The sequence below is a fragment of the Pseudomonas sp. Ors-4-3C genome, assembly GCF_055755035.1.
This window is the reverse complement of record NZ_CM146900.1, coordinates 4,744,952-4,769,311: the sequence shown is the minus strand read 5'-3', so window position 1 is coordinate 4,769,311 and position 24,360 is coordinate 4,744,952. Positions and strand designations below refer to the sequence as shown.

The window sequence follows — 24,360 nt, the reverse complement described above, 5'->3', positions numbered from 1 at the left end:
ATGAACCGGCCGCTGCTGTGGCTGCTGATGTGTGTGATGCCTGCGCTGGCGACGGCGCAGGATGAGCCGTTGCGGCTGGCGTACAAGGGCGAGTTGCTGTCGTTGAATCAGACGCAACTGATCGCCCGCGAGCCCTTGCCGTCGACGCTGGATACGCCGCTGGGCAGTCTGTGGAAATTGTTCGTCTATGCGTGGCTGGTGGATACCGGCGCGCGCGAGCCAGCGTATGAATGTCGCGGGCAGTCGAAGGAGGAGGTTTATTGCTGCTCGGCGGGCGGCAAGATCGAGCGCGATCAGGCGTTGGTCAAATCCTGCGGCTTGTACTTTGAGCCGGCGCGATTGGGCATTGCTGCTGCCGATTGGCGCACGTATTGGCAATCGCGGCAGGCACCGGCGTGGTTGCTGGATTTGCCAGCCGTGCAACCGGCTACCCGGGTTTCCGTGGCTGACTTGCTGAAGGTGTTGTCGGTGCTGCCGGCGCAGGAGCAGATGCGCCGAGTATTGCTCGACGTCGTGCTGAATGCGGCGGATGGCAATGTCGTCGGCGAACTCGGTGGTCGCCTGCGGGTGAAAACCTGGAGCTGGCTCGGCGATCAGGATCCGCAATCGCGGCAGGGTGGTTTCGCCGGTTGGACGGCAGATGGCTCGCCGATCTGGGCCGGTGGACGTGGCACCAGTCAGATGGTTTTGCGCCATTACGGGCAGGCGTTGGCTTCGGTGTTGCCTTCATCGTGGCCGGCGGAAGCGGGGCGTTGTGTCGAGGTCGGACTGTTCTCGCGTTATCCGTTGATGCGGGTTCTGGCTGGCGAGCAGGTGGTGACTTCTGGCCCATTGCAGGGCGACTACCGCGTGGAATTCGCCAACGGCAATGCGCTGGATATCCACAGCGCCGGCGAACTGTTTCTGCTCAACGACAAACTCGTCGCACGGCTCGATCGCGAAGAATACGTCGCCCGCGTCCTTGAGCGTGAAGCCAAACCCGAACCCGCCGAAGCCGCCAAGGCGCTGGCCGTGGCGATCCGCACCTACTTGCTGCAAAACGCCACGCGCAATGGCGATTGTCTGAGTATCGACGACAGCAGTAACCGTCAGCGCGTCGCGCCACGCCCGGCTTCCGCCGAGTCGCGCAACATCGCGGCGTGGACAGCGGATCTGGTGCTGGCCGGCAGCACCGTCACCTATCACTCCGATCAACCCGGCCCGGACAAACTCGCCTGGCAACAAGCCGTCGAACAGGCCAACGCCGGCCAGCGCTACGATGCGATTCTGCTGCACGCCTACCCGCGCGCCAGTCTCAGCCGCTGGGACAACCCGGTCGCCTCCTGCGAAGCACTGCCCGCCGCGCAAGACTGGCTGCAAAAGCAGCGTCGTGGCTGGCGTCCTAAGCTTGAAAGCGAAACCGGCTACAACGAAGTCAGCACCTTCGCCGTGTGCAAACTCGCTTTCGGTCGCCCCTTTGTCGATCGCGAACGCCAACGTATTTACGTGCGTGGCGTGCTGACGCTGCAGGATCGCCTCGACCTGACTCACGAATACCTGCACCTGGCCTTTGAAGCACATCCCAATGGCCAGGATGAAACCTACATTGAAGGGCTCGCCCGTCACCTCTTGCTGGAATAGACCATGACACTCCGTTATCCACAGGTCTTGCTGTTGCTCTGCGCGTTCAATGCATTGCCGATGGCAATGGCCGCCGACAGCGTCAAACTCGACACCCCGGTCGGCGGCTGGCGCACCGGCGCGCCCGAGGGCGAAGGCGAAAACTTCCGCCAGACCGTCAACTACCCGGCCTCCTCGGTCAATACACCGGTTGGCCAGGCCAACACCGCACGCATCAGCGGTGAAATCAAAGCCACCCCCAAGAGCAAGGAGCCGGGCCGACTGATCGTCAACGGCGTCAGCATGCCGCTGAAAATCGACGACAGCGGCCACTTCGACCGTCCGTTCTCCTTCCCCAACGGCAGCAACAGCGTCGAAGTACGCAGCCCTGACGGTCAGCAACGCCATCGCACCCAATTCCTCAACGCCAGCGGCGGCGCCACCCCGGCCAAACTGCGCGTGCTGCTGTCGTGGGACAGCGACGGCACCGACCTCGACCTGCACCTGATCACCCCCGACGGCGCCCACATCTGGTACGGCGACCGCGTCGCACCCAACGGCGGTACGCTCGACGTCGACGTCACCACAGGTTATGGCCCGGAAATCTTCGCCATGCCGGCACCGATCAAAGGGCAGTATCTGGTGTATGTGAATTATTTTGGTGGCGGCTATCGTGGGGATGACGAGGGTGGGGAAGAGGCGGTGCAGCCGTTGACCACGGCGCAGGTGACGGTGATTACCGAAGAAGGTACGCCGAGCGAGAAGATGGAGACGTTTGTGGTGCCGATGCGGGCGGTGGGGGAGTTGACGTTGGTGAAGGCGTTTAGTTATCCCTGAGCAGCTACCTGCTCAGGGTTGCACTAGAAACCGGGCGGAATGTAACCGGGCACGAACGGGACGTTGATGCACTTGCCGTGAATGATCTTTCCGTCCTCGATCCTGAACAGCACGATCTTTTTCGCCTTGTTGACGGTAGCTTCGAGTTTGCAATCCGAGCTGTGGCCGACCGTCTCGTAATACTCGGTATAAACCATGCCGTTGCCGGTGTGATTCATTGAAGTACCGGCCGCTTCCGTGGTGGTCCAACTGGACGATTTATACCAGGTGAGCACAGCCAGATTCTCGCCGTTGGCACCGGTCTGTTTTTTCATCGAGTCCGGTTTGCCGAACAGGTCTAGCGCTTCCTGAACATCACGTCCTTCCCAGCGCGACTGCGCAATCAAGTGGCAGCCATTGATCAGCAAAACAGCGGGCGTTATCAGCAGCGCCAATAACGTTTTAGTCCATTGATTCATCATGATGCCCGCCGCTTACTTGTTACCCAGGATCGAGTCGAGGTTGTCCATCATCTGGCCTTTTTCCTGAATCGGCGCGAGCTTGAAGAACATCTGCTGCAAGCCCTGAATCATCTGCAGATACTCCATCTTGCCCAGCGCAATCATGTCCTTTTTATTGGGTGAGCAAACAAACTCGCTGGTGCGCTGCACCCAGAACTCCTTCGGCTGCTGCCATTGCTCATTAACTTTCAGGTTGCGCATCATGTAAGCGATGCGATCAACCGACTGGCCGTTGAGAATTCGGACCTTGTTCGTTGAACACTGAACTTCGAGGTTGTAGGCATCGATCATCGGTTTGCCGGGTTCCTCATACACCAGCGTTACGGCGACCAACTTGGCCCCCTTGGTTTGCTTCGACGGCACGACTGAAGTGCTGTCGGCTACATACATGATGTTCTTTTGGGGTATGCCATTGCCGTAAATGATCCACCAGTCACCTACGAGCTTCTGCTCCTCTGCCAAGGCTGAAGTGCTAGCGGTCAGGAGTGCGGTCAGTAGAACAGCGAATTGATTGAGTTTGAAAACCGACGACATGGTGTTGCTCCATTCCTTGGCGCTTTTGTAATGCACAAAAACAGAATGGAAATTTAGTGGTGAGGTTGGGCGCGGGGCAATTAGGGCGGATGTGCTAATGGCTTATTGCAATGCCCGTTTCAGTCTGGGGACGGTAAGGGGGCAAGTACTTCTTGCCCCCTTTCATAACGATATCAGGCCGCTAGTTCCGGGCTGAAACTGCTGGATGTCAGACGAGTGATCGCGATTCCCAGTGCCTGATCATCGAATAACTTGTTTTTACGCACCGCAGCTCCTGACCCACCGTCCCAGTTCTTCAGTGCTTTACGTACCGCAGGAACGGTTGGAGCAATCCTTTCCCGAATCAGCAACCAATCAACGGTGGCCAGCAACTCCATGCCGAAAGGTGACTCAAAACCATCGATCAATTCAGCCGTTCGCTCTAAAGCCTGGGAGTATTCCTTGGCTTCGGTTTTGAGGTAGGTCTGCAAAAACGTTTTGCGATCTTGATCAAACCAAATGACATCGGTGATTCCTGCATCACTGATGCGCTTGTCGCAATGTAGATAGCTGCCATCAAGATTGTTGAGCAGATGCTCCAATCGATTGGCATACGGGCCGAACTTATGAGCGACAAATTTGAGGTTTAGCGGATTCTCGGTACCTGGAATTTTCTCGATGGCACGCTCAAGAAACCAAGCCAGTTTCTGAATTTCGAGCAGGCTGCATTCCATGCCTAGAACCCAATAACGCCGGACCAGTTCAGCAATCAGTGCGCGTGCCGGAGTGAGTTGCTCAACGCCATCGCGCTTAGCGACATTCAGATACTGATTAGAGGGTTCGAACACTAATACATCGACATCCAGGTCACCCAGCACTTCTACAATCTGCTCGCGTACTTCAGGCCACTTCAAACCGCCGTTACCAGCACCGAGAGGTGGGACGGCGACAGATTTCACGTCGTTCTCAAGCAGAAACCGACGCAGATCATGCAAGCCTTCAGTTATCCACGCCATTTGCGACGGTGAACGCCAATGGCGTTTGGTAGGGAAGTTCACGATCCAGCGTGGGCCATCGAGTTCATTGGTGGCCGTCACGTGCATCTTGCCGGTTTCTACTTCCCCGGCCTTACATGCCGCTGCATACACGCGGTAATTTTGCGCAAAGCGCTCTTTGAACATCAGCGCGATGCCCTTACCCATCACGCCCACGGTATTCACCGTATTGACGAGGGCCTCGGTTTTGGCTTCCAGCAGGTTGCCTTGGGTGAATCTGATCATTGGAAATACCATTTGGGGCGCGCATGAACCGGCAACGTCAGGCCTCTGGCGGCAACGTCTGCTTCTATGCGTACTTTCATTGCATCGGTGTGGCACATGATGCCCAGTAGTCCCGTAATCGGTAAGTGATGGTGGATCAGAGCCTCAGCCTGATAACGCTCCATTTTTCGAGGGTCATCAGGGTCGCGCTTGAAGTCGCGCTGTTGAAGGATAGACCAATCGATCTGGTCGAGATTCGCCAGATCGCTGTAATAGTTTGTCCAGCTCGGATAGGCGTGCGCGTTTGTGAAGACAAACGGTAGGCCGAGCTCTTCAACGCGATAGAGGCTTGAGACCAGAATCACGATCTCGTCGTTGCTGCGTTGCTGAACACTCCAGCCAGAGTGAATGTTCTGCATCATCACCGAGAAGGGCGTGAAATAGAAGGGCACGTAGTCGGCCAAAACACCTTCGGGAGCGATGGGCACCTGACGGGAACGGCGCTTGTCGATCAAATCGACGTTACCGATATTCACGTACTGAGGTGCCTGTGCTTCCGAGTTTGCGCAATGCAGACCGTTGTCCAGAATCCAGTGCAGGTTATCGCGGTGGACGATACGCCAAATCAGAGCTTTCTCTGGATTCAGGTTGGTGTAGATCATTGATAAAACATTCTCTGGTTCACGCTGGTCTGCACATTAACATCGGCCGCCTGCAATTTAGCTACGCAAAGTGCATCGACTTCTTCGCTGGGGGTGAAGATTTTGAAGAAGGCATCAGGTTTAACAACCCCCGGTGCGAGACACTCTGCCATGCAGATGCTTTTGCAATGAGGGTCCAGATAATCGCGACTGCTCATGACATCCCACTCGATGGCTTCGAAACCCTGTTCATAATCAAGTAGCTGTATTGAGTCGCCTGCTAACGGGTGGCGTGGAATGACTTTCCAGCCGTATTGCTTGGCTGTTGATCTGTAGACCGAGATCAACACAAATTGGGCCTCTGGCCTGTTGCGCTGTACGCTTCCGTCAAATGGATTCTTCGCAAACCAGTGGAAGGGAACGTAGTTGTCGAGCTGCAGAGTCTGCCGCTTTTTCAGGATTTCAGCATCTGCGACGTCTTTGAAGCCCGAGAGGCCGGCGCGAGGTTTCAAGCCCTCCCTGAAAATTCCATCCAGGTTTTCAACTGAAGTGAGATGGTAGAGAAGCTTCTGATCCTTGATGCTCTTAACGTCCGACATAGTGGTCTCCTTGACCTGCACATCAACCTAAGCTGGATTCAGTCCCGACCTTGCCCCGCGCTGATGTAACCCTCGATCCGTGGGGGTTGGTAGAACAGTTGGTGTGATTCTAGTGTGCCATCACTTTTAGCCACAAGCTCAACGTGGAAATTGGTTAGCAGGATCCGTCAGCAAGACCTTTGATCTCACTCTTCATCAAAGTAATCGCGGTCCAGCGTCGGCAGCCGCAACAAACGCGATGTCACGCCCACTTCATGATCCATCATCAGATGCACCAGCCGCGTACCGTCTACCAGCACAATTCCGTCCACCGATTTGGCAAAGTCGACAGCGTGCGCTGTGAAGCCGGACGTAGTGATGAAAACGCCACGCTTGGCTTTTTGCCCCGCGAGCGCTCCGTAGAACGCCTGCAGTTCAGGCCGGCCAACCGTGTTCTGCCAGCGCTTGGCCTGAACGTAAACCTTCTCCAGCCCCAATTTATCGAGCGAGATAATGCCGTCGATACCCGCATCACCGGAACCGCCGACACGTTGCAGATCATTACGACTGGCGCCGTAACCCAGGCGATGAAGCACATCCAGCACGATCACTTCGAAGCGGTTGGGGCTGACTTGCAGCAAGTTATCCAAAAGGTCGGCCGCCGTGGCATCGCGCAATTCTTTTAGCGCTCGCTCCAGTCGGTCGTCGGGGCTTTCGGTGGCGGAGGCCAGATCTGGCTCAACGTTTGGTTGGTTATCCAGTGGCTCGGCATCAGGCGCGACTTTCAGCTTCACATTCATGTAGCCGATTGCTAAATGCTCCACATCCTTGGCCGACAGCGGAAATGCATGCTCCTTGGCGTACTGCACACCTGCATCGGTCAATTTCCAGTAGCCGCGTTTGGCACTGCTGGAAAGACCGGCACGCTTGAGACGGTCGTGTGCCCAGCCTGACCGGTTCTTGTAGGTGAACTGCCCACTCGCGAGCTGTTCTTCACGCCGTGTCTCGGCTCATTTGTATGCCGAATGGCTGAATAGAGCATTTTTTAGCGGGCATTAAAAAGCCGGCTTGTGGCCGGCTTCTCGGGGACTGGCTTGGTTTATTTTTGGTAAACCGCGCCAGCCTTCAAAACGTACACCCGGATCTGCGTCCGGCTGTGGGACTTGGTCAGACGTTGGTCTGCCGCGTCGGGCGTCATCTGGGCCGCGGGAGCGGGGGATGCGCAAATGTGGGGCGCAGGATACTGAGTTTTGTGGGGGATTCCCAGTCTCAACTGCGGAATAGAGCCACTGCGGCGGTCGATATTTGTAATTTGTACTGATTTTCGGGGCCTCTTCGCGAGCAGGCTCGCTCCCACAGGGTTTGGTGCAGGGTTGAAGATCCGTATCCGATCAGAGAAACGGCACCACCGGCCGGCGTTTGCCCAGAGTCGACCACCAGAATACCCAGCCCAGAATGTGTATCCGCTGCTCATCGATCTGCGCCGCGCGAAAGATTTCGTCCGGGTATTCGGCGCTGTTGTGGCTGCGCAGGCGCAGGGCGTTGCCGGGCATGCGGTGCAGGTATTTGATGCGCAGCATGCCGTCGTGTTCGATGGCGTAGATTTCGCCGTCGACCACCTGGGTCAGGCCGCGGTCGATGCCGATGATCGAGCCGTCTTCGATGCGCTCGGCCATGCTGTTGCCGATCATGTGTGCGCAGATGGCGTCGCCGGGGCGGATTTCCAGTTGGGCGAGGTGGGCGCGGGGCAGGCGGACGGTATGTTCGGGGTCGAGGATGACGTGGGTTTTGTCGGCGCCGGCGCTGAGCGGTGTTTCCTTGAAAAACGGCAGTTCGATGTCGTTAGGGTCGATGATCGAATAGACGCCGTTGACGGACTGCGCGTCAAAGATGTCGCCGTTGCTGGCAGGGGTGTGCAGGCGGGGTGACTCCTTGGTGCCTTCGCCGGTTTTCAGCCAGTCGCTGTTGACCGAGAGCAGGCGTGAGACTTCCTCCATGCGATACGCCGGGGCGCCCCGGGTGTACCAGTTATGAATATTTTGGGCTTCCGTGCCCCAGAACTTTGCGAATCCCGTGGTGGTGATGTTCGCTGCTTCCAGGAGTGCCTTGAATCTTGGACCGCTAGTGTTCTTTCTCATAAACACGGAGTCTACGGCCGTGCTAGAGCGGTTTGAATAAACTGGGTGTTCAAAAAGCGGCTGTATTTTGCGACTGGATGTAAGACGTGCTTGTGGGAAATTACACGCCTTAAAACTTTTCTGTAGTCCGTCGTAAACACACTGTTTAAGACGACTTTTCCCAGGCACAAAAAACCCCGGATCAACCGGGGTTTTCTTCAAGCGTCATGCAGCAAGCAGGCGCTTAGCCCTTGTAGGCAGCAACCGACTTGGTGATCGCAGCGCGAGCGGCGTCAGCGCCGTCCCAGCCTTCGATCTTGACCCATTTGCCTTTTTCGAGATCTTTGTAGTTTGCAAAGAAGTGCTCGATCTGCTGGATCAGCAGCGGTGGCAGGTCGGTGTATTCCTTCACGTCGACGTACAGCTGGGACAGCTTGTCGTGTGGGACTGCGATGACTTTGGCATCGCCGCCGCCGTCGTCGGTCATGTTCAGGATGCCGACTGGACGCGCGCGGATCACCGAGCCTGGAGCAACCGGGTAAGGGGTCACAACCAGCACGTCGAGGGGATCACCGTCGTCAGCCAGGGTGTTCGGGATGTAACCGTAGTTGGCCGGGTAGAACATTGGGGTGGCCATGAAACGGTCAACGAACAGGCAATCGCTGTCTTTGTCGATTTCGTATTTGATCGGCGCGTGGTTGGCCGGGATCTCGATCGCGACGTAGATGTCGTTCGGCAGGTCTTTGCCAGCCGGAATCTTGCTGTAGCTCATTGGGCGTTGCCCCCGTAGTTGACCAAAAACACTTGGCCGGATTGACCAAAAAGTGGCGGCGATTATAGGCATATTCCTAAGCCGACGCCACGTACCAGAAGTCGTGCAGCGCTTACTCGTGCGCCTGATAGACCGGGTCTGTGGCCTGAAGTTGCCGCAGCCTGCCCAGCGGATCCTGCCGGTAGAAAAGCTGCAGCTGCAAGTAGACCTGTGGATAAGCCGCGTGCAGCAGATCCGGGGCGCTGAAGAAGTATTCGCTGGTGACCGCAAAGAACTCCGCCGGGTTCTCGGCGGCGTAGGGGTCGATGGCGGTTTCGGCATCGGGGTTGCGGTCGAGCTGGCGGTTGAGGTCATCGTAAGCGTGTTGCATGACCTCGGCCCAGTCGCTGACGCGCATGTCGGCGTGCAGCGGCGGGAGGCCGTTGGCGTCGCCATTGAGCATGTCGAGTTTGTGCGCCAGTTCGTGGATCACCAGGTTATAGCCTTCCCAGCCCCCACTGGCCATCACGCCCGGCCAGGCGAGGATGATCGGCCCCTGTTGCCAGGCTTCGCCGCTGTGCTCGCCGTCCCACTCGTGCTCGACCCCGCTGGCATCGCGATGCCGTTGCGGGCTGAGGAAGTCATCGGGGTAGAGGACGATTTCGTGGAAACCCTGATACCAGTTCAAGTCGCCCAGATTGAGCAACGGCAACTGGGCCTGGGCGGCGAGCAGCAGGCGTTGTTCCTGATGCAGTTCGACACCGGGCAGGGCGGTCAGGTGTTTTTCTTCGAGGAACAGGACGCTGGCTTCACGCAGCCACTGGTCTTCGGCGGCGCTGATGCCGTCGAGAAAGCTCAGGTGATGACGCACCCGTTGCCACATCTCGTCGGCAATCGGGTGCCTGGCCAGAATGCGCCGGCGACGCCAGGCGCTCAGTGACCACATCGGATCAGTGGGTTTCGGCTTTGGCGCCGCCGAAACGGCTGCGCACCACGCCGATGATCATCGGAATCAGCGACAGCAGGATGATGCCGACCACCAGCAACGACAGGTTTTTCTTGATGAATGGCACGTTGCCGAAGAAGTAACCCAGGGTCACCAGGCCGCCGACCCAGAGGATGGTGCCGAACACGCTGAAAGCGAAGAAGCGCGGGTACGGCATTTTCCCGACGCCGGCGACGAACGGGGCAAACGTGCGGATGATTGGCAGGAAACGCGCCAGAGTCACGGTTTTACCACCGTGCTTGTCGTAGAAATCGTGGGTTTTCTGCAGGTAGTCGCGGCGGAAGATTTTCGAATTCGGGTTGCTGAAGAGTTTTTCGCCCGCCGTTCGTCCAATCACATAGTTGGTGCTGTCGCCGAGGATCGCCGCGAGCATCAGCAGACCGCCCAACAGCACAGGATCCATGCCACCGCCCGCAGCAACGGCACCGGCGATGAACAACAGCGAATCGCCCGGCAGGAACGGCATCACCACCAGTCCGGTTTCACAGAAGATCACAGCGAACAGAATCGCGTAGATCCACGGCCCGTAGTTGGTTACCAGCAAATCGAGATACACATCGAGATGCAGGATAAGGTCGAGCGGGTTGAAATCCATGGGGGCACCTGTGGTGATGGCCTGACTCGGCAAGCCTGTGCGGATGATTCGGGTGTAAGCCTACAGCGGGGTGTAGTTTTTCTTACAAGCCGGAAAGCTCGGGATTATACGGGCTGAGAGGTGAAAAGCGCGTTGGTTTTGTAGCGAGGGATGTCGGGGTGTGAACAAATGTCAGGCAGGCATTGATGGTGGCGGCAAGGTGGGTGTGGCGAGGGAGCTTGCTCCCGCTGGAGGGCGGAGCACTCCCAAGCCTTGATTTGCCTGACCTGTTGAGATGACTGAGGTGGGGCCGCTTCGCAGCCCGGCGGGAGCAAGCTCCCTCGCCACAACAGGCCCTTGATGAGTGCTAGAGCTCGTCGCTGATCGGCAGCACGTAGTTCTTGAACTCGGTGTCTTCCTTGAAGCCGATCGACTCGTAGGTCTTCTGCGCCACTTCGTTATTGCTGCTGGTGGAAACGCGCATGCGCACGGCCTGGGTTTCCTTGGCCATTTTCTTCGCGGTGCGGATCAGGTTGTCGGCCACCAGTTGGCGGCGGGCGTCTTCGGCGACATAGATGTCGTTGAGGATCCACACGCGCTTGAGCGACAGCGAGGAAAAGCTTGGATACAGCTGACAGAAACCCATCAGTTTCTTGTCGTCATCATCGGCCAGGGCCAGATAAATCACCGATTCCTTGCGGCGCAGGCGTTTTTCGAGAAACGCGCGGGAGGAATCCGGGTAAGGCAGGGAACCGTAGAACTCGCGATATTTGACGAACAACGGGGTCAGCAAATCCAGGTGTTCGAGGGTCGCTTGAATAATCCGCATGATAGGTCTCGTCTTCAAGTGGCTGTCTTCAACTGCTCTGACGGCGATGGGAAACCCTGCGGCCGTGCATCGATCCTGCCTTAAAGCAGCGCAGAAACGCAATGCGGAAACGGTTCAGGTTGTGGGCGGATCAAGTAGGAAGTTTCCCTTCATGTCCGCACCGGCGTCCGACTCCAGCGTCTGAACCTGTGCTTCGTCCTTCAGATTGACCCCCGACAGCTGCCGCCGACAGGCTTCGCGCATCAGATACAGCAAGCGATGTGCCGCCATCCCGTAACTCAAACCCTCGAGCCGCACGTTGGAGATGCAATTGCGGTAGGCATCGGTCAGCCCGATCTTTGGATTGTAGGTGAAATATAACCCCAGGCTGTCGGGCGAGCTGAGGCCCGGGCGCTCTCCGATCAGCATTACGAGCATTTTCGCGCCGAGCAACTGGCCGATTTCGTCACCGACGGCGACACGGCCCTGTTCCACCAGTACCACCGGGGCAACGGACCAGCCGTCGCTGGCCATTTGTTCCTCCAGACGGCCGAGAAACGGCAGGGTGTGCCGGTGCACTGCCAGTGCCGACAGACCGTCCGCCACCACAATCGCCAGATCGACGCCGCCAGGGTGCGCCGCAGCGTAATCACGCAGGGTCTGTGCCGACGCGTCGCTGAGCTTGCGCCCCAGATCCGGCCGTTGCAGATAGCTGTTGCGATCCGTTGCCGCGCTGTGCAGCAACAGGCTCTCGCGCCCGCGTTCGCGCAGTTGCGCGCTGAGCCCGGCATGATCGAACGGCAGATGCACCGCATCCCGTGCCTGAGCGTGGGCAAACTGGAAATCCAGTTGCGCGCTGGTCGGCAGGCTGGTGCCGGTGCGGCCGAGGGCGATGCGCGCTGGGGTCAGGCGGCGCAGTTCCAGCCATGGGTTTTGCGGGTCGACAGGCGGTTTTTCCATAACACTCATCCCAGTTGCGCCAGCGCCTGGCGGAAGGCCGGCGGCAGGTTGTTGCCAAAGCGAACCTTGCCGTCCGCCTGGGTGAAGATGCCCATGTTCGCCAGCCATTGCTCGAACTCCGGCGCCGGTTTCAGGCCCAGGGTCTGGCGCGCGTAGAGCGCGTCGTGAAACGAGGTGGTCTGGTAGTTGAGCATGATGTCGTCGGAGCCGGGGATGCCCATGATGAAGTTGATCCCGGCCACACCGAGCAGGGTCAGCAGGGTGTCCATGTCGTCCTGATCGGCTTCGGCATGGTTGGTGTAGCAGATGTCGCAGCCCATCGGCACGCCGAGCAACTTGCCGCAGAAATGGTCTTCGAGGCCGGCGCGGATGATCTGTTTGCCGTTATAGAGGTATTCCGGGCCGATGAAGCCGACCACGGTATTCACCAGAAACGGCTTGAAATGCCGCGCCACGGCGTAGGCCCGGGTTTCGCAGGTTTGTTGGTCGACACCATGGTGGGCGTTGGCCGACAACGCGCTGCCCTGACCGGTCTCGAAATACATCAGGTTCTGCCCCAGAGTGCCGCGCTTCAGGCTCAGCCCGGCGTCATAGCCTTCCTGCAAGACATTGAGGTTGATGCCGAAACTGGCATTGGCCGCTTCAGTGCCGGCGATCGACTGAAACACCAGATCCAGCGGCACACCACGGTTGATCGCCTCGATCGAAGTGGTGACGTGGGTCAGCACGCAGGCTTGGGTCGGGATGTCGTAGCGCTGGATGATCGCGTCGAGCATTTCCAGCATCGCGCAGATCGAGGCGATGCTGTCGGTGGCCGGGTTGATCCCGATCATCGCGTCGCCGTTGCCGTACAGCAGGCCGTCGAGAATGCTCGCGGCGATGCCGGATGGCTCGTCCGTCGGATGGTTCGGTTGCAGACGGGTCGACAGGCGCCCGCGCAGGCCGAGGGTGCCGCGAAACCTGGTGACCACGCGGATCTTCTGCGCCACCAGCACCAGATCCTGCACGCGCATGATCTTCGATACGGCGGCGACCATTTCCGGGGTCAGACCGGGGGCGAGGGCGCGCAGGCTGGTTTCGTCAGCGGCGTCGCTGAGCAGCCAGTCGCGGAAGCCGCCGACGGTGAGGTGGCTGACCACGGCGAAGGCTTGTTTGTCGTGGGTGTCGATGATCAGTCGGGTGACTTCATCAGACTCGTACGGAATCAGCGCTTCCTGTAGGAAGTGCGTGAGCGGGATGTCGGCCAGTGCCATTTGTGCGGCCACGCGTTCGCCGTCGTTGAGCGCGGCGACGCCAGCCAGAAAGTCCCCGGAGCGCGCCGGGCTGGCCTTGGCCATGACGTCCTTGAGGCTGTCGAAACGGTAGGTCTGGGCGCCGACGGAATGGGCAAATGTGGCCATGGGGCGGTGTCCTCCTGATTCTGTGGGTAACTCGGTCTCCCTGTGGGAGCGGGCTTGCTCGCGAAGGCGTCGTGTCAGACGACATCGTTGTTGGATGACACGACGCCTTCGCGAGCAAGCCCGCTTCCACAGAGGGATCTTCATGCACTTTTATATAGCGGGCATCGGGCGATGAGCCCGGTGCCGGTGCAACTAGATACCTTCGAGCATAGCGTCTGCCGGGGCTTCGGCGCGTTGCCTGGCGGTCAGCTGGAAGTACAGATAGCCAGCGGCCATGAATCCAAGGAACACACAACCGATCAGCGTGTTGAACCACGCCATCGCCACCAGGCACACCACCGCCAGGAACAGCGCAATCGCCGGCACCAGCGGATAGCCCGGGGCGCGGAAGGTGCGTTCCAGGTTCGGTTCGGTTTTGCGCAGTTTGAACAGGCTGAGCATGCTGATGATGTACATCACGATCGCGCCGAATACCGACATGGTGATCATCGCTGCGGTCAGGGTCATGCCTTGCAGATTGACCAGACCGTCGCTGTAGATCGCCGCGATGCCGATCACCCCACCGGCCAGAATCGCCCGATGCGGGGTCTGGAAGCGTGACAGCTTGGCCAGGCTTTTCGGCAGATAACCGGCGCGGGCGAGGGCGAAGAACTGTCGCGAGTAGCCAAGAATGATGCCGTGGAAACTCGCCACCAGACCGAACAGGCCGATCCACACTAGCATGTGCATCCACGATGAGTTGTTGCCGACCACGGCTTTCATCGCCTGCGGCAGCGGATCGTTGATGTTCGACAGTTGGCGCCAATCGCCGACGCCGCCGGCCATCACCATCACGCCGATGGCGAGAAACACCAGGGTCAGGATGCCGCTGACGTACGCCTTGGGAATCGTGCGTTTCGGGTCCTTGGCTTCTTCGGCGGCCATGGCGGCGCCTTCGATGGCGAGGAAGAACCAGATCGCGAACGGGATCGCGGCAAAGATTCCGGGGATCGAGCCCAGGGTGAACTCGTTGGACCCCGACCAGCCGTTGAGCACGAAGTTGCTGAAGCTGAAGCCCGGCGCGACTACGCCCATGAACACCAGCAATTCGGCGACCGCCAGCACGGTGACCACCAGTTCGAAGGTGGCGGCGATGCTGACGCCGAGGATGTTCAGGGTCATGAACACGAAGTAAGCGCCGACCGCGGCGATTTTCGGATCGAGCCCCGGATATTGCACGTTGAGGTAGGCGCCGATGGCCATGGCGATGGCCGGTGGGGCGAAGACGAACTCGATCAGCGTGGCGATCCCGGCGATCAACCCGCCTTTTTCGCCGAACGCCCGGCGGCTGTAGGCAAACGGCCCGCCCGCGTGGGGAATTGCGGTGGTCAGTTCGGTGAAGCTGAAGATGAAGCAGGTGTACATGGTCGCGACCATCAGCGCCGTGACCAGAAATCCGAGGGTGCCGGCCGTGCCCCAGCCGTAACTCCAGCCGAAGTATTCGCCGGAAATCACCAGGCCGACGGCAATGCCCCACAGATGCAGGGTGCCGAGTGTGGGTTTGAGCTGTGTGGTGGAAGTCATAAGTCCTCTCTGTTTTTTATTGTTCGATCTGTTGGACTTTCGGGTGCAGTGGTTGAGGTGGATGGAAGCTGTTCACGCAGCGGCAGTTTTCACGACAATTCCTGAATGACGGGTACGCAAGGGCCGTGCCAGAGCGGCCAGACCTATTGTTGTGTCATTGAGGGCGCCTTCGCGAGCAAGCCCGCTCCCACAGGTTTATGTGGTGAACCCAATATTGAGATCGAATACAGATCCCTGTGGGAGCGGGCTTGCTCGCGAAGACGATTGAACAGGCAACACAGAATCATCTGTGTTGCCCAGGGTTTTAGAAGAAGCCCAACGGATTGATGTCGTAGCTCACCAGCAGGTTTTTGGTCTGCTGATAGTGATCAAGCATCATCTTGTGGGTTTCACGGCCGACGCCGGACTTCTTGTACCCGCCGAACGCGGCGTGCGCCGGGTACAGGTGGTAGCAGTTGGTCCACACACGACCGGCCTTGATCGCACGGCCCATGCGGTAGGCGCGGTTGATGTCGCGGGTCCACAGGCCGGCACCGAGGCCGAACTCGGTGTCGTTGGCGATCGCCAGGGCTTCGGCTTCGTCCTTGAAGGTGGTGATGCTCACCACCGGGCCGAAGATTTCTTCCTGGAACACACGCATTTTGTTGGTGCCCTTGAGCAGGGTCGGCTGGATGTAATACCCGGTCGCCAGATTGCCCTCGAGTTTTTCCACCTTGCCGCCGGTCAGCAGCTCGGCGCCTTCGCCCTTGGCGATTTCCAGGTACGAAAGAATCTTGTCGAATTGCTGCTCGGACGCCTGCGCGCCAACCATGGTGTCGGTGTCCAGCGGGTCGCCACGTTTGATCTGCAGGACTTTCTTCATCACCACGGCCATGAACTCGTCGTAGATCGATTCCTGTACCAGCGCGCGGGACGGGCAGGTGCAGACTTCGCCCTGGTTGAAGAACGCCAGCACCAAGCCTTCTGCGGCTTTCTCGATGAAAGTCGGCTCGGCTTGCATGATGTCTTCGAAGAAAATGTTCGGCGACTTGCCACCCAGTTCCACGGTGGACGGAATGATGTTCTCGGCTGCGCACTTCATGATGTGCGAGCCGACCGGGGTCGAGCCGGTGAAGGCGATCTTGGCGATGCGTTTGCTGGTGGCCAGTGCTTCGCCGGCTTCTTTGCCGAAACCTTGCACCACGTTGAGCACGCCCGGTGGCAGCAGATCACCGATCAGCTCCATCAGCACGCAGATGCCCAGCGGAGTCTGCTCGGCAGGCTTGAGCACCACGCAGTTACCGGCGGCCAGTGCCGGAGCGAGTTTCCACGCGGCCATCAGCAGCGGGAAGTTCCACGGGATGATCTGGCCGACCACGCCCAGTGGTTCATGGATGTGATAGGCCACGGTGTTGCCGTCGATTTCGGCAGCGCTGCCTTCCTGCGCGCGCAGGCAGCCGGCGAAGTAGCGGAAATGGTCGGCCGCCAGCGGGATGTCGGCGTTGAGGGTTTCGCGGATGGCTTTGCCGTTGTCCCAGGTTTCGGTGATCGCCAGCAGTTCGAGGTTCTGTTCGATGCGGTCGGCGATTTTCAGCAGGATCAGCGAGCGCGCCTGCACGGAGGTCGCGCCCCACGCATCGGCAGCGGCGTGGGCGGCGTCCAGTGCCTTGTCGATGTCTTCGGCAGTGGAGCGCGGGAATTCGGCAATCGGTTGGCCATTCACTGGCGAGGTGTTGGTGAAGTACTGACCTTTGACAGGCGCGACGAACTCGCCGCCGATGTAGTTACCGTACTTGCTCTTGAACGAGACTTTGGCGCCTTCAGTACCGGGGTGAGCGTAACGCATGATTTGTTCTCCTTGGCTTTGTACTTATTAGAGAAACGCGCAAGTGCGCTTGCTATAAGCGTAGAGCAAAGGTCGGGCCACTGCCGTGCAGGGCAGGCAAATCAAGGCCTTGCGTATTTTTTGTCGGACGGGCGGGCGGCGCCTGTGATGGTTTCGGTACAGAGGGGGTGACAGTTTGTACCGCTTTTGGCACAGCCTGTGACCGGGTGGTCTTGCCAGCATTGCAATGCGCCGATGGCTGGAGGATGCTGACTGCCAATCGCCCAGCGGTTGATTTTTGTGGCGAGGGAGCTTGCTCCCGCCGGGCTGCGCAGCAGTCCTGAAATGTTTACCGCTCATATACTTTGGCGAGCGCTTCGCACTCGAGCGGGAGCAAGCTCCCTCGCCACAGGTCAGTGTTGGTAGTCTGAAAGGGTCGACCTTTCGGGGAGAATAATAAGAAATGCACGACAACCATTTGAGTCGCCATGCCCAACAGGTGCTCACCGTCACTCAGGGCAAGCCGCACCTGCACGGGCCCGGTGCCGACCCTTCGATTGCCCGTTCGTGGCTGCGCTGTCTTGAGGACTATCACCTCGATCCGGCCCTGACCATGGCGCCCACCGTGCTTGAGCACGGGCGTGTGCTCGAAAGTCGTGAACGCCTGCAACAGGTGCTGCAGATCGCCGGCAATGAAATGAGCAGCCTGCATCAGCAACTGTCCGGCGCTGGTCATGCGGTGCTGCTGACCGATGCGCGCGGGGTGATCCTCAACTGCGTCACCGCACCTGCCGAGCGCAAGATTTTCGAACGGGCCGGGCTCTGGCTCGGCGCCGACTGGAGCGAGGCCTGCGAAGGCACCAACGGCATTGGCACCTGCCTGGTCGAACGCCAGGCGCTGACCATCCATCAGGACGAACACTTTCGCGGCCGCCACACCGGCCTGACCTGCTCGGCGAGCCCGGTGTTCGACCCGCACGGCGAACTGCTGGCGGTGCTCGACGTGTCCTCGGCGCGCCATGACGTCTCGCGGCAGAGCCAGTTCCACACCATGGCGCTGGTCAATCTGTCGGCGAAGATGATCGAGAGCTGCTATTTCCTGCGCTGCTTCGATAATCAGTGGCTGCTGCGTTTCCATCTTCAGGCCGAATCGGTCGGCCTGTTCAGTGAAGGGCTGCTGGCGTTTGACGGGGAAGGGCGGATCAGCGCGGTCAACCAGAGTGCGCTGAACCTGCTCGGGCATATTCGCGGTGGTTTGCTCGGCAAACCGGTGGAAGCGTTTTTCGATTGTTCGCTGGATGAGCTGCTCGGTCGTGCCAGCGCCAATGCCAGCGCCAGTTGGCCGCTGCGCACCCGCGATGGGCGACATCTGTTTGCCTTGTTGCGCGGCGAATCGCGCAAGCCGCTGCCGATCACCCCGGCCCCAGTAGTGGCCAAGGCTCAGCCACTGGCGGGCATTTGCCTCGGTGACGCAACGCTGCAAGCGGATTTCCGCAAGGCGCTGCGGGTATTCGAACGCGACGTGCCGCTGCTGATCAATGGCGAAACCGGCTCGGGCAAGGAAGCCTTTGCCAAGGCTGTGCATCACGCCAGCCAGCGCGCCAACAAAGCCTTCGTCGCCCTCAACTGCGCGGCGATCCCCGAAAGCCTGATCGAGAGCGAACTGTTCGGTTATCGCGGCGGCAGTTTCACCGGTGCGCGCAAGGACGGCATGCGCGGCAAGTTGCAGCAGGCCGATGGCGGTACTCTGTTTTTGGATGAAATCGGTGACATGCCGCTGGCGCTGCAAACCCGTTTGTTGCGGGTGCTGGAAGACCGGCAGGTGGTGCCGATCGGCGGCGAGCCGGAAGCGGTCAACGTGCGGATCATCAGCGCCACTCACCGTAATCTGCTGGAGCGCGTGGCGGACGGCAGTTTCCGCGAAGATTTGTATTACCGGCTCAATGGCCTGGAGGTCGCGTTGCCGGCGTTGCGTGAGCGCAGCGACAAGTCGCAGTTGCTGGATTTCCTGCTGGCCGAGGAGGCGGATGGCGAAGTGATTGTGATCGACGAACCGGCGCGTCAGGCGTTACTGACCTTCAACTGGCCGGGCAACGTGCGGCAGTTGCGCAATGTCCTGCGCACATTGGCGGCGTTGTGCGATGAGGGGCGGATCGGGCTGGAGGATTTGCCGGCGATGATTCGGCAGGCGCGGCCGACGCTGGAGCTGAAGTCGGTTGAGTCCGAGCATCCGCTGGAAGACGCTGAACGTGTGGCGCTACTCAATGCGCTGGAACAGACACGTTGGCATATGACCCAGACCGCGCAGCAGCTTGGGGTCAGCCGCAACACCCTCTATAGAAAGCTGCGTAAGCACGCGATCTCCCGTTAAACCGCGTCGCGCCATTCGCGAGCAAGCCCGCTCCCAAAGGATTAGCGCCATCCTTGTGGGAGCGGGCTTGCTCGCGAAGGCGTCGGCGCAGGCGAAACACAAGGTGCGATTTCCCCCTCCCTGCGCTAACCTGCGGCCATGTTTTACGAGGTCGACTATGCACATTCATATTCTGGGTATCTGCGGGACTTTCATGGGCTCGATGGCGGTTCTGGCCAAAGAGCTGGGCCATCACGTGACCGGCTCCGACGCCAACGTCTATCCGCCGATGAGCACGCAGCTTGAGGCCCAGGGCATTCAGCTGACCCAAGGCTACGATCCGGCCCAGCTCGATCCGGCGCCGGATCTGGTGGTGATCGGCAATGCCATGTCCCGCGGCAACCCGGCGGTGGAATATGTGCTGAACAAAGGCCTGCCGTACGTCTCCGGCCCGCAATGGCTGGCCGATCACGTGCTGCAAGGGCGCTGGGTGCTGGCGGTTGCCGGTACTCATGGCAAGACCACCACCAGCAGCATGCTCGCCTGGGTGCTGGAGCACGCCGGCATGAGCCCGGGGTTCCTGATCGGCGGGGTGCCGCAGAATTTCTCGGTGTCGGCGCGGTTGGGCGGGACGCCGTTCTTCGTGATCGAGGCCGATGAGTACGACAGCGCGTTCTTCGACAAGCGTTCGAAGTTCGTCCACTACCGTCCACGCACCGCGATCCTCAATAACCTTGAGTTCGATCACGCCGACATCTTCCCCGATCTGCCGGCGATCGAGCGGCAGTTCCACCACTTGGTCCGCACTATCCCGAGCGAAGGTCTGGTGATCCACCCGACCACCGAACCTGCCCTGCAGCGTGTGATCGAAATGGGCTGCTGGACCCCGGTGCAAACCACCGGCGTCGGCGGTCAGTGGCAGGTCAAGTTGCTCAAGGATGACGGTTCGGCGTTCGAAGTGATGTTCGAGGGCGTGTCCCAGGGCACTGTCGAATGGGAGTTGACCGGTCAGCACAACGTCGCCAACGCCTTGGCTGCGCTGGCAGCGGCGCGGCATGTCGGTGTGGTGCCGTCGATGGGCATCGCCGGGTTGAGCGCATTCAAGAACGTCAAACGCCGGATGGAGAAAGTCGCCGACGTGCGCGGCATCACCATCTACGACGACTTCGCCCACCACCCGACCGCCATTGCCACCACCCTCGATGGCTTGCGCAAGCGCATCGGCGACGCCCCGTTGATCGCGATCATCGAGCCGCGCTCCAACTCGATGAAGCTTGGCGCGCACCGTGACGGTCTGCCGGACAGCGTGGTCGATGCCGATCAGGTGATCTGGTACGCCCCGGCCAATCTCGGTTGGGATCTGGCAGCCACTGCCGCGCTGTGCACGGTGCCGTCGATTGTCAGCGATTCGCTCGAAGGCATCATCGAGCGCGTTAAGAGTCAGGCTCAGCCTGGCACTCACGTGGTGATCATGAGCAACGGCGGCTTCGGCGGTCTGCACGGCAAGCTCGCCGAGGCGCTGCAATGAACACTTTTTCCCAGAGCGGCGGCCCGGAACGCATCACGCTGGCGATGACCGGCGCGTCCGGCGCGCAGTACGGTTTGCGCCTGCTCGATTGTCTGGTGCGTGAAGATCGCGAAGTGCACTTCCTGATCTCCAAGGCTGCGCAACTGGTGATGGCCACCGAAACCGATGTCACGCTGCCGCCCAAGCCGCAGATGATGCAGGCGTTCCTTACCGAATACACCGGCGCCGCTGCCGGGCAGATCCGTGTGTACGGCAAGGAAGACTGGATGTCGCCGGTAGCCTCGGGCTCCGGCGCGCCGGCGGCGATGGTCGTGGTGCCGTGTTCCACGGGTACCTTGTCGGCGATTGCCACGGGCGCGTGCAACAACCTGATCGAGCGCGCGGCGGACGTCACTTTGAAGGAACGTCGCCAGTTGATTCTGGTGCCACGCGAGGCACCGTATTCGAGCATTCATCTGGAACACATGCTCAAGCTGTCGAACATGGGCGTGACCATCCTGCCGGCCTCGCCGGGCTTCTATCACCAGCCGCAGACCATCGACGACCTGATCGATTTCGTCGTCGCGCGGATTCTCAATCTGTTGGGCATTCCGCAGGACATGCTGCCGCGCTGGGGCGAACATCATCTGAGCAGCGATGAATAAGCTGTTGGCAATTGCGCTGGCCCTGCAACTGGCCGGCTGCGCCACCGCGCGCACGCTGGATGCGGCCAAGCCGGGGGCGCCGGTGGTGTATTCCGGGACGCGCCTGGATTTGTATGCGATGAATGGCGGGTGCTGCGCGATGGATCGCTTCGGCGCTGAGGCGCCGAGCTATCCGGGCGTGGATCTGCCGGCGAGTGCATTGCTCGATACGCTGCTGTTGCCGTTGTCTTTGCTGACCGTGATTGGCGTGGGATTTCAGGCGACTGGCGGGTTGTAGGGGAGTGTGTCGCACTCCTGTGGCGAGGGAGCTTGCTCCCGCTGGGCTGCGAAGCGGCCCCAAAACCCCGCGATTAAATCCTTCAGATACACCGCATCTTTCAGGGTTGGCGACTGCTGCGCAGTCGAGCGGGAGCAAGCTCCCTCGCCACAAAGTCCCGCTGTTATTTGCCGAGCTTGCGTAATTCATCCGACTCGACTATCCGCACCCCGTCCTGTTCTTCCAGCGCCAGACGCCACATCGCCCGGGCCAGTTGGCAGGCTTCGATGCCGCGGTACTTGCCGGGAATCAGCTTGGAAAACGGCGCCGCAAGCTGTTCGCCCAGGCGCGGCTCGCTGCGATCTCCCAGCAATAGCGATGGCCGGCAGATGGTCAGTTGCGGCCAGTCCTGTGCGCGTAATGCCTGCTCCATCTCGCCTTTGACCCGGTTGTAGAAAATCGACGATTTCGGATCGGCGCCCAGCGCACTGATCACGATCAAGTGCCGCGCGCCCATCTCCCGTGCGCGTTTGGCGAAGGCCACGACCATGTCCAGATCCACCGCGCGGAACGCGGCTTCGGAACCAGCCTGTTTGATCGTGGTGCCGAGGCAGCAATAGGCGATATCGACGCGTCCGCTCAGTTGCGGCAGGAAGGTCTGGGGGTCGCCCACCGGGTTTTCCAGGTGCGGATGTTCCGCCAGCGGCCGGCGGGACGGCGCGAGCACGCGGGTGATCGTCGGCTCGTTGAGCAAACGGTCGAGCAGATGCTCACCGGTCAGTCCGGTGGCTCCGGCAAGCAAAACGTGCTGAGGCGTCAAGTACATAGTGTTTCTCCCTTGATACTGTTCAGCTTAGTTGCTGTTTGTTGCGCCGTCGTTCAATGCAGCACTCTGCAACGCTTTTCTCGCTTGCTGTTTACGCAGCAGTTGCCAGTGCGCCAGTACGGTTTTCGGTGCCCAGATCTGCGGCTCCGAGGCTTCGAAGTTGTCCGCCAGTTCGCGCTCGGCGACGGTGGCCTTGGCCAGTTTGAACGCTTGCTCCAGATCGTCGGTCTGGTTCAGGGCCTGAGCGAACAAGGCGTCGCCGAAGTAGGTGAAGTTGGCTTCTTCCGAGCAACCGAACGACACGCGGTCGGCGCGCGAGGCGGTCATGATCAGGGTGCGCTCATCTTTCAGCGCGGGGATGAAACCGCCGGAATAGCACGAGGAAATCACGATCACCTTGTCGCGATTTTTCAGCGGGGCCAGCACCGTGGCAAGTTCGTCGGCGGGCAGGTCGGCCAGTTCCATGCGCGGCTGGTCGAGCACCAGTTCGTGTTCGGCGGTGCCGTGGCTGGTCAGGTAGATGAACACCAGATCTTCCGGGCCGCTGCGCTCGGCCAGGGTCTGCGCGGCGCGGCGCAGGTTTTCGCGGGTGGCCATCGGTCGGTCGGTGAGATGGTCGCGATGGTTCACCAGGCGGATTTGTCCATAGGCGCCAAACCGCGTGGAGAGCATGTTGGCGACATAATCTGACTCGCGCAGGAACACGCTTTGCTTGCCGTCGCCACCGAGGGTCAGGGTGTACAACTCCACCGCAGGCGTTGACGCGGGCACGGCGGCCAGCGCCTCGTCCAGCAGACGACCCTGGGCCAGCAGGCCGAGTTCGAGGGTGTCGGGCAGCAGCTTGCCGTCGGCGTCACGTACGCGCTGGCCGTTGATCCAGGTGCCGCTGAGGACGGTGCCGTCGGTCAGCACCAGAGTGCCGCGTCCCGCGTAGCTGTCGCTGTCGAATTCGCCGATGTAGAAACTGCCGTCGGCCAGGTTCAAACGGCCCTGTCCGCTGAAGCGCCAGTCGTTGAAGTAGCCGACGTAATGGCTGCCGTCGGCACCGATCAGTTCACCCTTGCCGGTCAGTGCGCCTTCCTTGAATTGGCCGAGCCATACGTCGCCGTCGGCGTTTTCATAGCGGCCCTTGCCGTGCAGCTGGCTGTTCTTGAAGCCGCCGACATAGATGTCGCCATCGGCACTGTTGAAGGTGCCATTGCCTTCGAGCTGGCCGTTGACGAAGTGGCCGCTGAATGTGTTGCCGCTAGAATCGCCGCGCTGGCCTTCGCCATTGGGTTTGCCGTGGGCGAACTGGCCCTGATAGGAACTGCCGTCGTCCATTTCCAGACGGCCGAGACCGGAATACTGGTCAGCCTTGAACTCGCCACGGTAGGTCATGGCGTTTTCTTTCAGCGTGCCTTCGCCATCGCGTCGGCCCTGCTTGAAACCGCCGGTGTAACTGCTGGCGTTGGTGGTCAGGCTGCCCTGACCGTCGAACAGTCCCTGCTGGAACTGGCCGCGATAGACCTCGCCGTTGCTGCCGTGCCACTCGCCCTGACCATGCCACTGACCCTTGTCGAACTGGCCGGCGTACCAGCTGCCGTTGGGGTAGTCGACGCGGCCCTGGCCTTGCAGCAAGCCGTTGACCAGTTCGCCGCGATAGCGTCCGCCGTCCGGCAGTCGTGCGTCCGGGGGCAACAGCGATTCGCCGTCGCCGCAAGCGGTGAGCATCAGGGTCAGGGCAATGGGTGCAAGAGAAGCGAGTGGGCGCATAGCGGGATCCGGGCAATTAGGCGACCGAGTATGCCGCAGCTATGTGTCGCATATATAGAGAGGGAACGCGAAACAGCGTGAGCCGCTTCGC

At 60.1% G+C, this 24,360-nt stretch carries 22 protein-coding genes and 1 pseudogene; 6 read left to right on the top strand and 17 right to left on the bottom strand.

Features of this window, described 5'->3' with window-relative positions; all coding sequences use genetic code 11:
* The gene (locus tag ACVHNU_RS21540) at window positions 1-1,620 is read left to right on the top strand and encodes a DUF2300 domain-containing protein (protein ID WP_473018276.1); all 1,620 of its coding nucleotides are present in this window, start codon (window positions 1-3) and stop codon (window positions 1,618-1,620) included.
* Window positions 1,621-1,623: 3 nt separating this feature from the next.
* Window positions 1,624-2,436 carry a YfaP family protein gene (locus tag ACVHNU_RS21535; RefSeq protein WP_473018275.1) on the top strand — a complete coding sequence of 271 codons (813 nt, stop codon included), beginning with the start codon at window positions 1,624-1,626 and terminating at the stop codon, window positions 2,434-2,436.
* A gap of 23 nt (window positions 2,437-2,459) precedes the next feature.
* On the opposite strand, the gene ACVHNU_RS21530 is transcribed toward ACVHNU_RS21535, so the two are convergent.
* The 15 genes and pseudogenes from ACVHNU_RS21530 to exaC form a co-directional block, all read right to left on the bottom strand.
* On the bottom strand, window positions 2,460-2,894 hold the full coding sequence (locus ACVHNU_RS21530; RefSeq protein WP_103522318.1) for a hypothetical protein: 435 nt from the start codon (window positions 2,892-2,894) through the stop codon (window positions 2,460-2,462).
* Window positions 2,895-2,909: 15 nt separating this feature from the next.
* Complete coding sequence (locus ACVHNU_RS21525) at window positions 2,910-3,470, bottom strand: hypothetical protein (RefSeq protein WP_473018274.1); 561 nt, start codon at window positions 3,468-3,470, stop codon at window positions 2,910-2,912.
* A 173-nt stretch (window positions 3,471-3,643) separates the two neighbouring features.
* On the bottom strand, window positions 3,644-4,729 hold the full coding sequence (gene darG / locus ACVHNU_RS21520) for a type II toxin-antitoxin system antitoxin DNA ADP-ribosyl glycohydrolase DarG (protein ID WP_473018273.1): 1,086 nt from the start codon (window positions 4,727-4,729) through the stop codon (window positions 3,644-3,646).
* Window positions 4,726-5,370, bottom strand: coding sequence for a type II toxin-antitoxin system toxin DNA ADP-ribosyl transferase DarT (darT, locus tag ACVHNU_RS21515; protein ID WP_103522437.1), 645 nt, complete (start codon window positions 5,368-5,370; stop codon window positions 4,726-4,728). The genes darG and darT overlap by 4 nt, the downstream gene beginning before the upstream one ends.
* Window positions 5,367-5,948, bottom strand: a complete 582-nt coding sequence (locus tag ACVHNU_RS21510; RefSeq protein WP_103522438.1) for a DarT ssDNA thymidine ADP-ribosyltransferase family protein — start codon at window positions 5,946-5,948, stop codon at window positions 5,367-5,369. The genes darT and ACVHNU_RS21510 overlap by 4 nt, the downstream gene beginning before the upstream one ends.
* 185 nt (window positions 5,949-6,133) lie before the next feature.
* Window positions 6,134-6,934, bottom strand: a pseudogene (locus ACVHNU_RS21505) (restriction endonuclease); the annotation flags it as partial.
* A gap of 384 nt (window positions 6,935-7,318) precedes the next feature.
* Window positions 7,319-8,065, bottom strand: a complete 747-nt coding sequence (locus ACVHNU_RS21500) for a S24 family peptidase (protein WP_473018272.1) — start codon at window positions 8,063-8,065, stop codon at window positions 7,319-7,321.
* Between the two features lie 223 nt (window positions 8,066-8,288).
* The gene (gene ppa, locus ACVHNU_RS21495; protein ID WP_003228599.1) at window positions 8,289-8,816 is read right to left on the bottom strand and encodes an inorganic diphosphatase; all 528 of its coding nucleotides are present in this window, start codon (window positions 8,814-8,816) and stop codon (window positions 8,289-8,291) included.
* 112 nt (window positions 8,817-8,928) lie between these two features.
* Window positions 8,929-9,741 (bottom strand): M90 family metallopeptidase, encoded by an 813-nt coding sequence (locus ACVHNU_RS21490; protein WP_003228597.1) that lies wholly within the window; start codon window positions 9,739-9,741, stop codon window positions 8,929-8,931.
* Between the two features lie 4 nt (window positions 9,742-9,745).
* Complete coding sequence (locus tag ACVHNU_RS21485) at window positions 9,746-10,396, bottom strand: DedA family protein (RefSeq protein ID WP_007968152.1); 651 nt, start codon at window positions 10,394-10,396, stop codon at window positions 9,746-9,748.
* Window positions 10,397-10,742: 346 nt separating this feature from the next.
* Complete coding sequence (locus tag ACVHNU_RS21480) at window positions 10,743-11,204, bottom strand: GNAT family N-acetyltransferase (RefSeq protein WP_003228592.1); 462 nt, start codon at window positions 11,202-11,204, stop codon at window positions 10,743-10,745.
* Window positions 11,205-11,318: 114 nt separating this feature from the next.
* Window positions 11,319-12,143 carry an ethanolamine ammonia-lyase subunit EutC gene (gene eutC, locus ACVHNU_RS21475; protein WP_473018271.1) on the bottom strand — a complete coding sequence of 275 codons (825 nt, stop codon included), beginning with the start codon at window positions 12,141-12,143 and terminating at the stop codon, window positions 11,319-11,321.
* A gap of 5 nt (window positions 12,144-12,148) precedes the next feature.
* A complete protein-coding gene (locus ACVHNU_RS21470) occupies window positions 12,149-13,543 on the bottom strand; it encodes an ethanolamine ammonia-lyase subunit EutB (protein ID WP_003228588.1) in 1,395 nt (464 codons plus the stop codon).
* 192 nt (window positions 13,544-13,735) lie between these two features.
* Window positions 13,736-15,106 carry an ethanolamine permease gene (gene eat / locus ACVHNU_RS21465; protein WP_226501055.1) on the bottom strand — a complete coding sequence of 457 codons (1,371 nt, stop codon included), beginning with the start codon at window positions 15,104-15,106 and terminating at the stop codon, window positions 13,736-13,738.
* Window positions 15,107-15,410: 304 nt separating this feature from the next.
* On the bottom strand, window positions 15,411-16,931 hold the full coding sequence (gene exaC, locus ACVHNU_RS21460; protein ID WP_003228584.1) for an acetaldehyde dehydrogenase ExaC: 1,521 nt from the start codon (window positions 16,929-16,931) through the stop codon (window positions 15,411-15,413).
* A gap of 442 nt (window positions 16,932-17,373) precedes the next feature.
* Here exaC and ACVHNU_RS21455 point away from each other — a divergent pair, with 442 nt between their 5' ends.
* The 4 genes from ACVHNU_RS21455 (at window position 17,374) to ACVHNU_RS21440 (ending at window position 21,709) form a co-directional block, all read left to right on the top strand.
* Window positions 17,374-19,281 (top strand): sigma-54-dependent Fis family transcriptional regulator, encoded by a 1,908-nt coding sequence (locus ACVHNU_RS21455; RefSeq protein ID WP_473018270.1) that lies wholly within the window; start codon window positions 17,374-17,376, stop codon window positions 19,279-19,281.
* Window positions 19,282-19,438: 157 nt separating this feature from the next.
* Entirely contained in the window at window positions 19,439-20,788 is a 1,350-nt protein-coding gene (mpl, locus tag ACVHNU_RS21450; RefSeq protein ID WP_473018269.1) for a UDP-N-acetylmuramate:L-alanyl-gamma-D-glutamyl-meso-diaminopimelate ligase, read from the top strand.
* Entirely contained in the window at window positions 20,785-21,432 is a 648-nt protein-coding gene (gene ubiX, locus ACVHNU_RS21445) for a flavin prenyltransferase UbiX (protein ID WP_134787415.1), read from the top strand. Before mpl ends, ubiX begins: the two co-directional genes overlap by 4 nt.
* Window positions 21,425-21,709, top strand: a complete 285-nt coding sequence (locus ACVHNU_RS21440) for a YceK/YidQ family lipoprotein (protein WP_003228580.1) — start codon at window positions 21,425-21,427, stop codon at window positions 21,707-21,709. Before ubiX ends, ACVHNU_RS21440 begins: the two co-directional genes overlap by 8 nt.
* Before the next feature lie 163 nt (window positions 21,710-21,872).
* Here the strand turns inward: ACVHNU_RS21440 and ACVHNU_RS21435 are convergent, their stop codons facing one another.
* On the bottom strand, window positions 21,873-22,514 hold the full coding sequence (locus ACVHNU_RS21435; RefSeq protein WP_003228578.1) for an oxidoreductase: 642 nt from the start codon (window positions 22,512-22,514) through the stop codon (window positions 21,873-21,875).
* Window positions 22,515-22,541: 27 nt separating this feature from the next.
* Entirely contained in the window at window positions 22,542-24,269 is a 1,728-nt protein-coding gene (locus tag ACVHNU_RS21430) for a C13 family peptidase (RefSeq protein WP_003228577.1), read from the bottom strand.
* Between the last annotated feature and the right edge of the window lie 91 nt (window positions 24,270-24,360).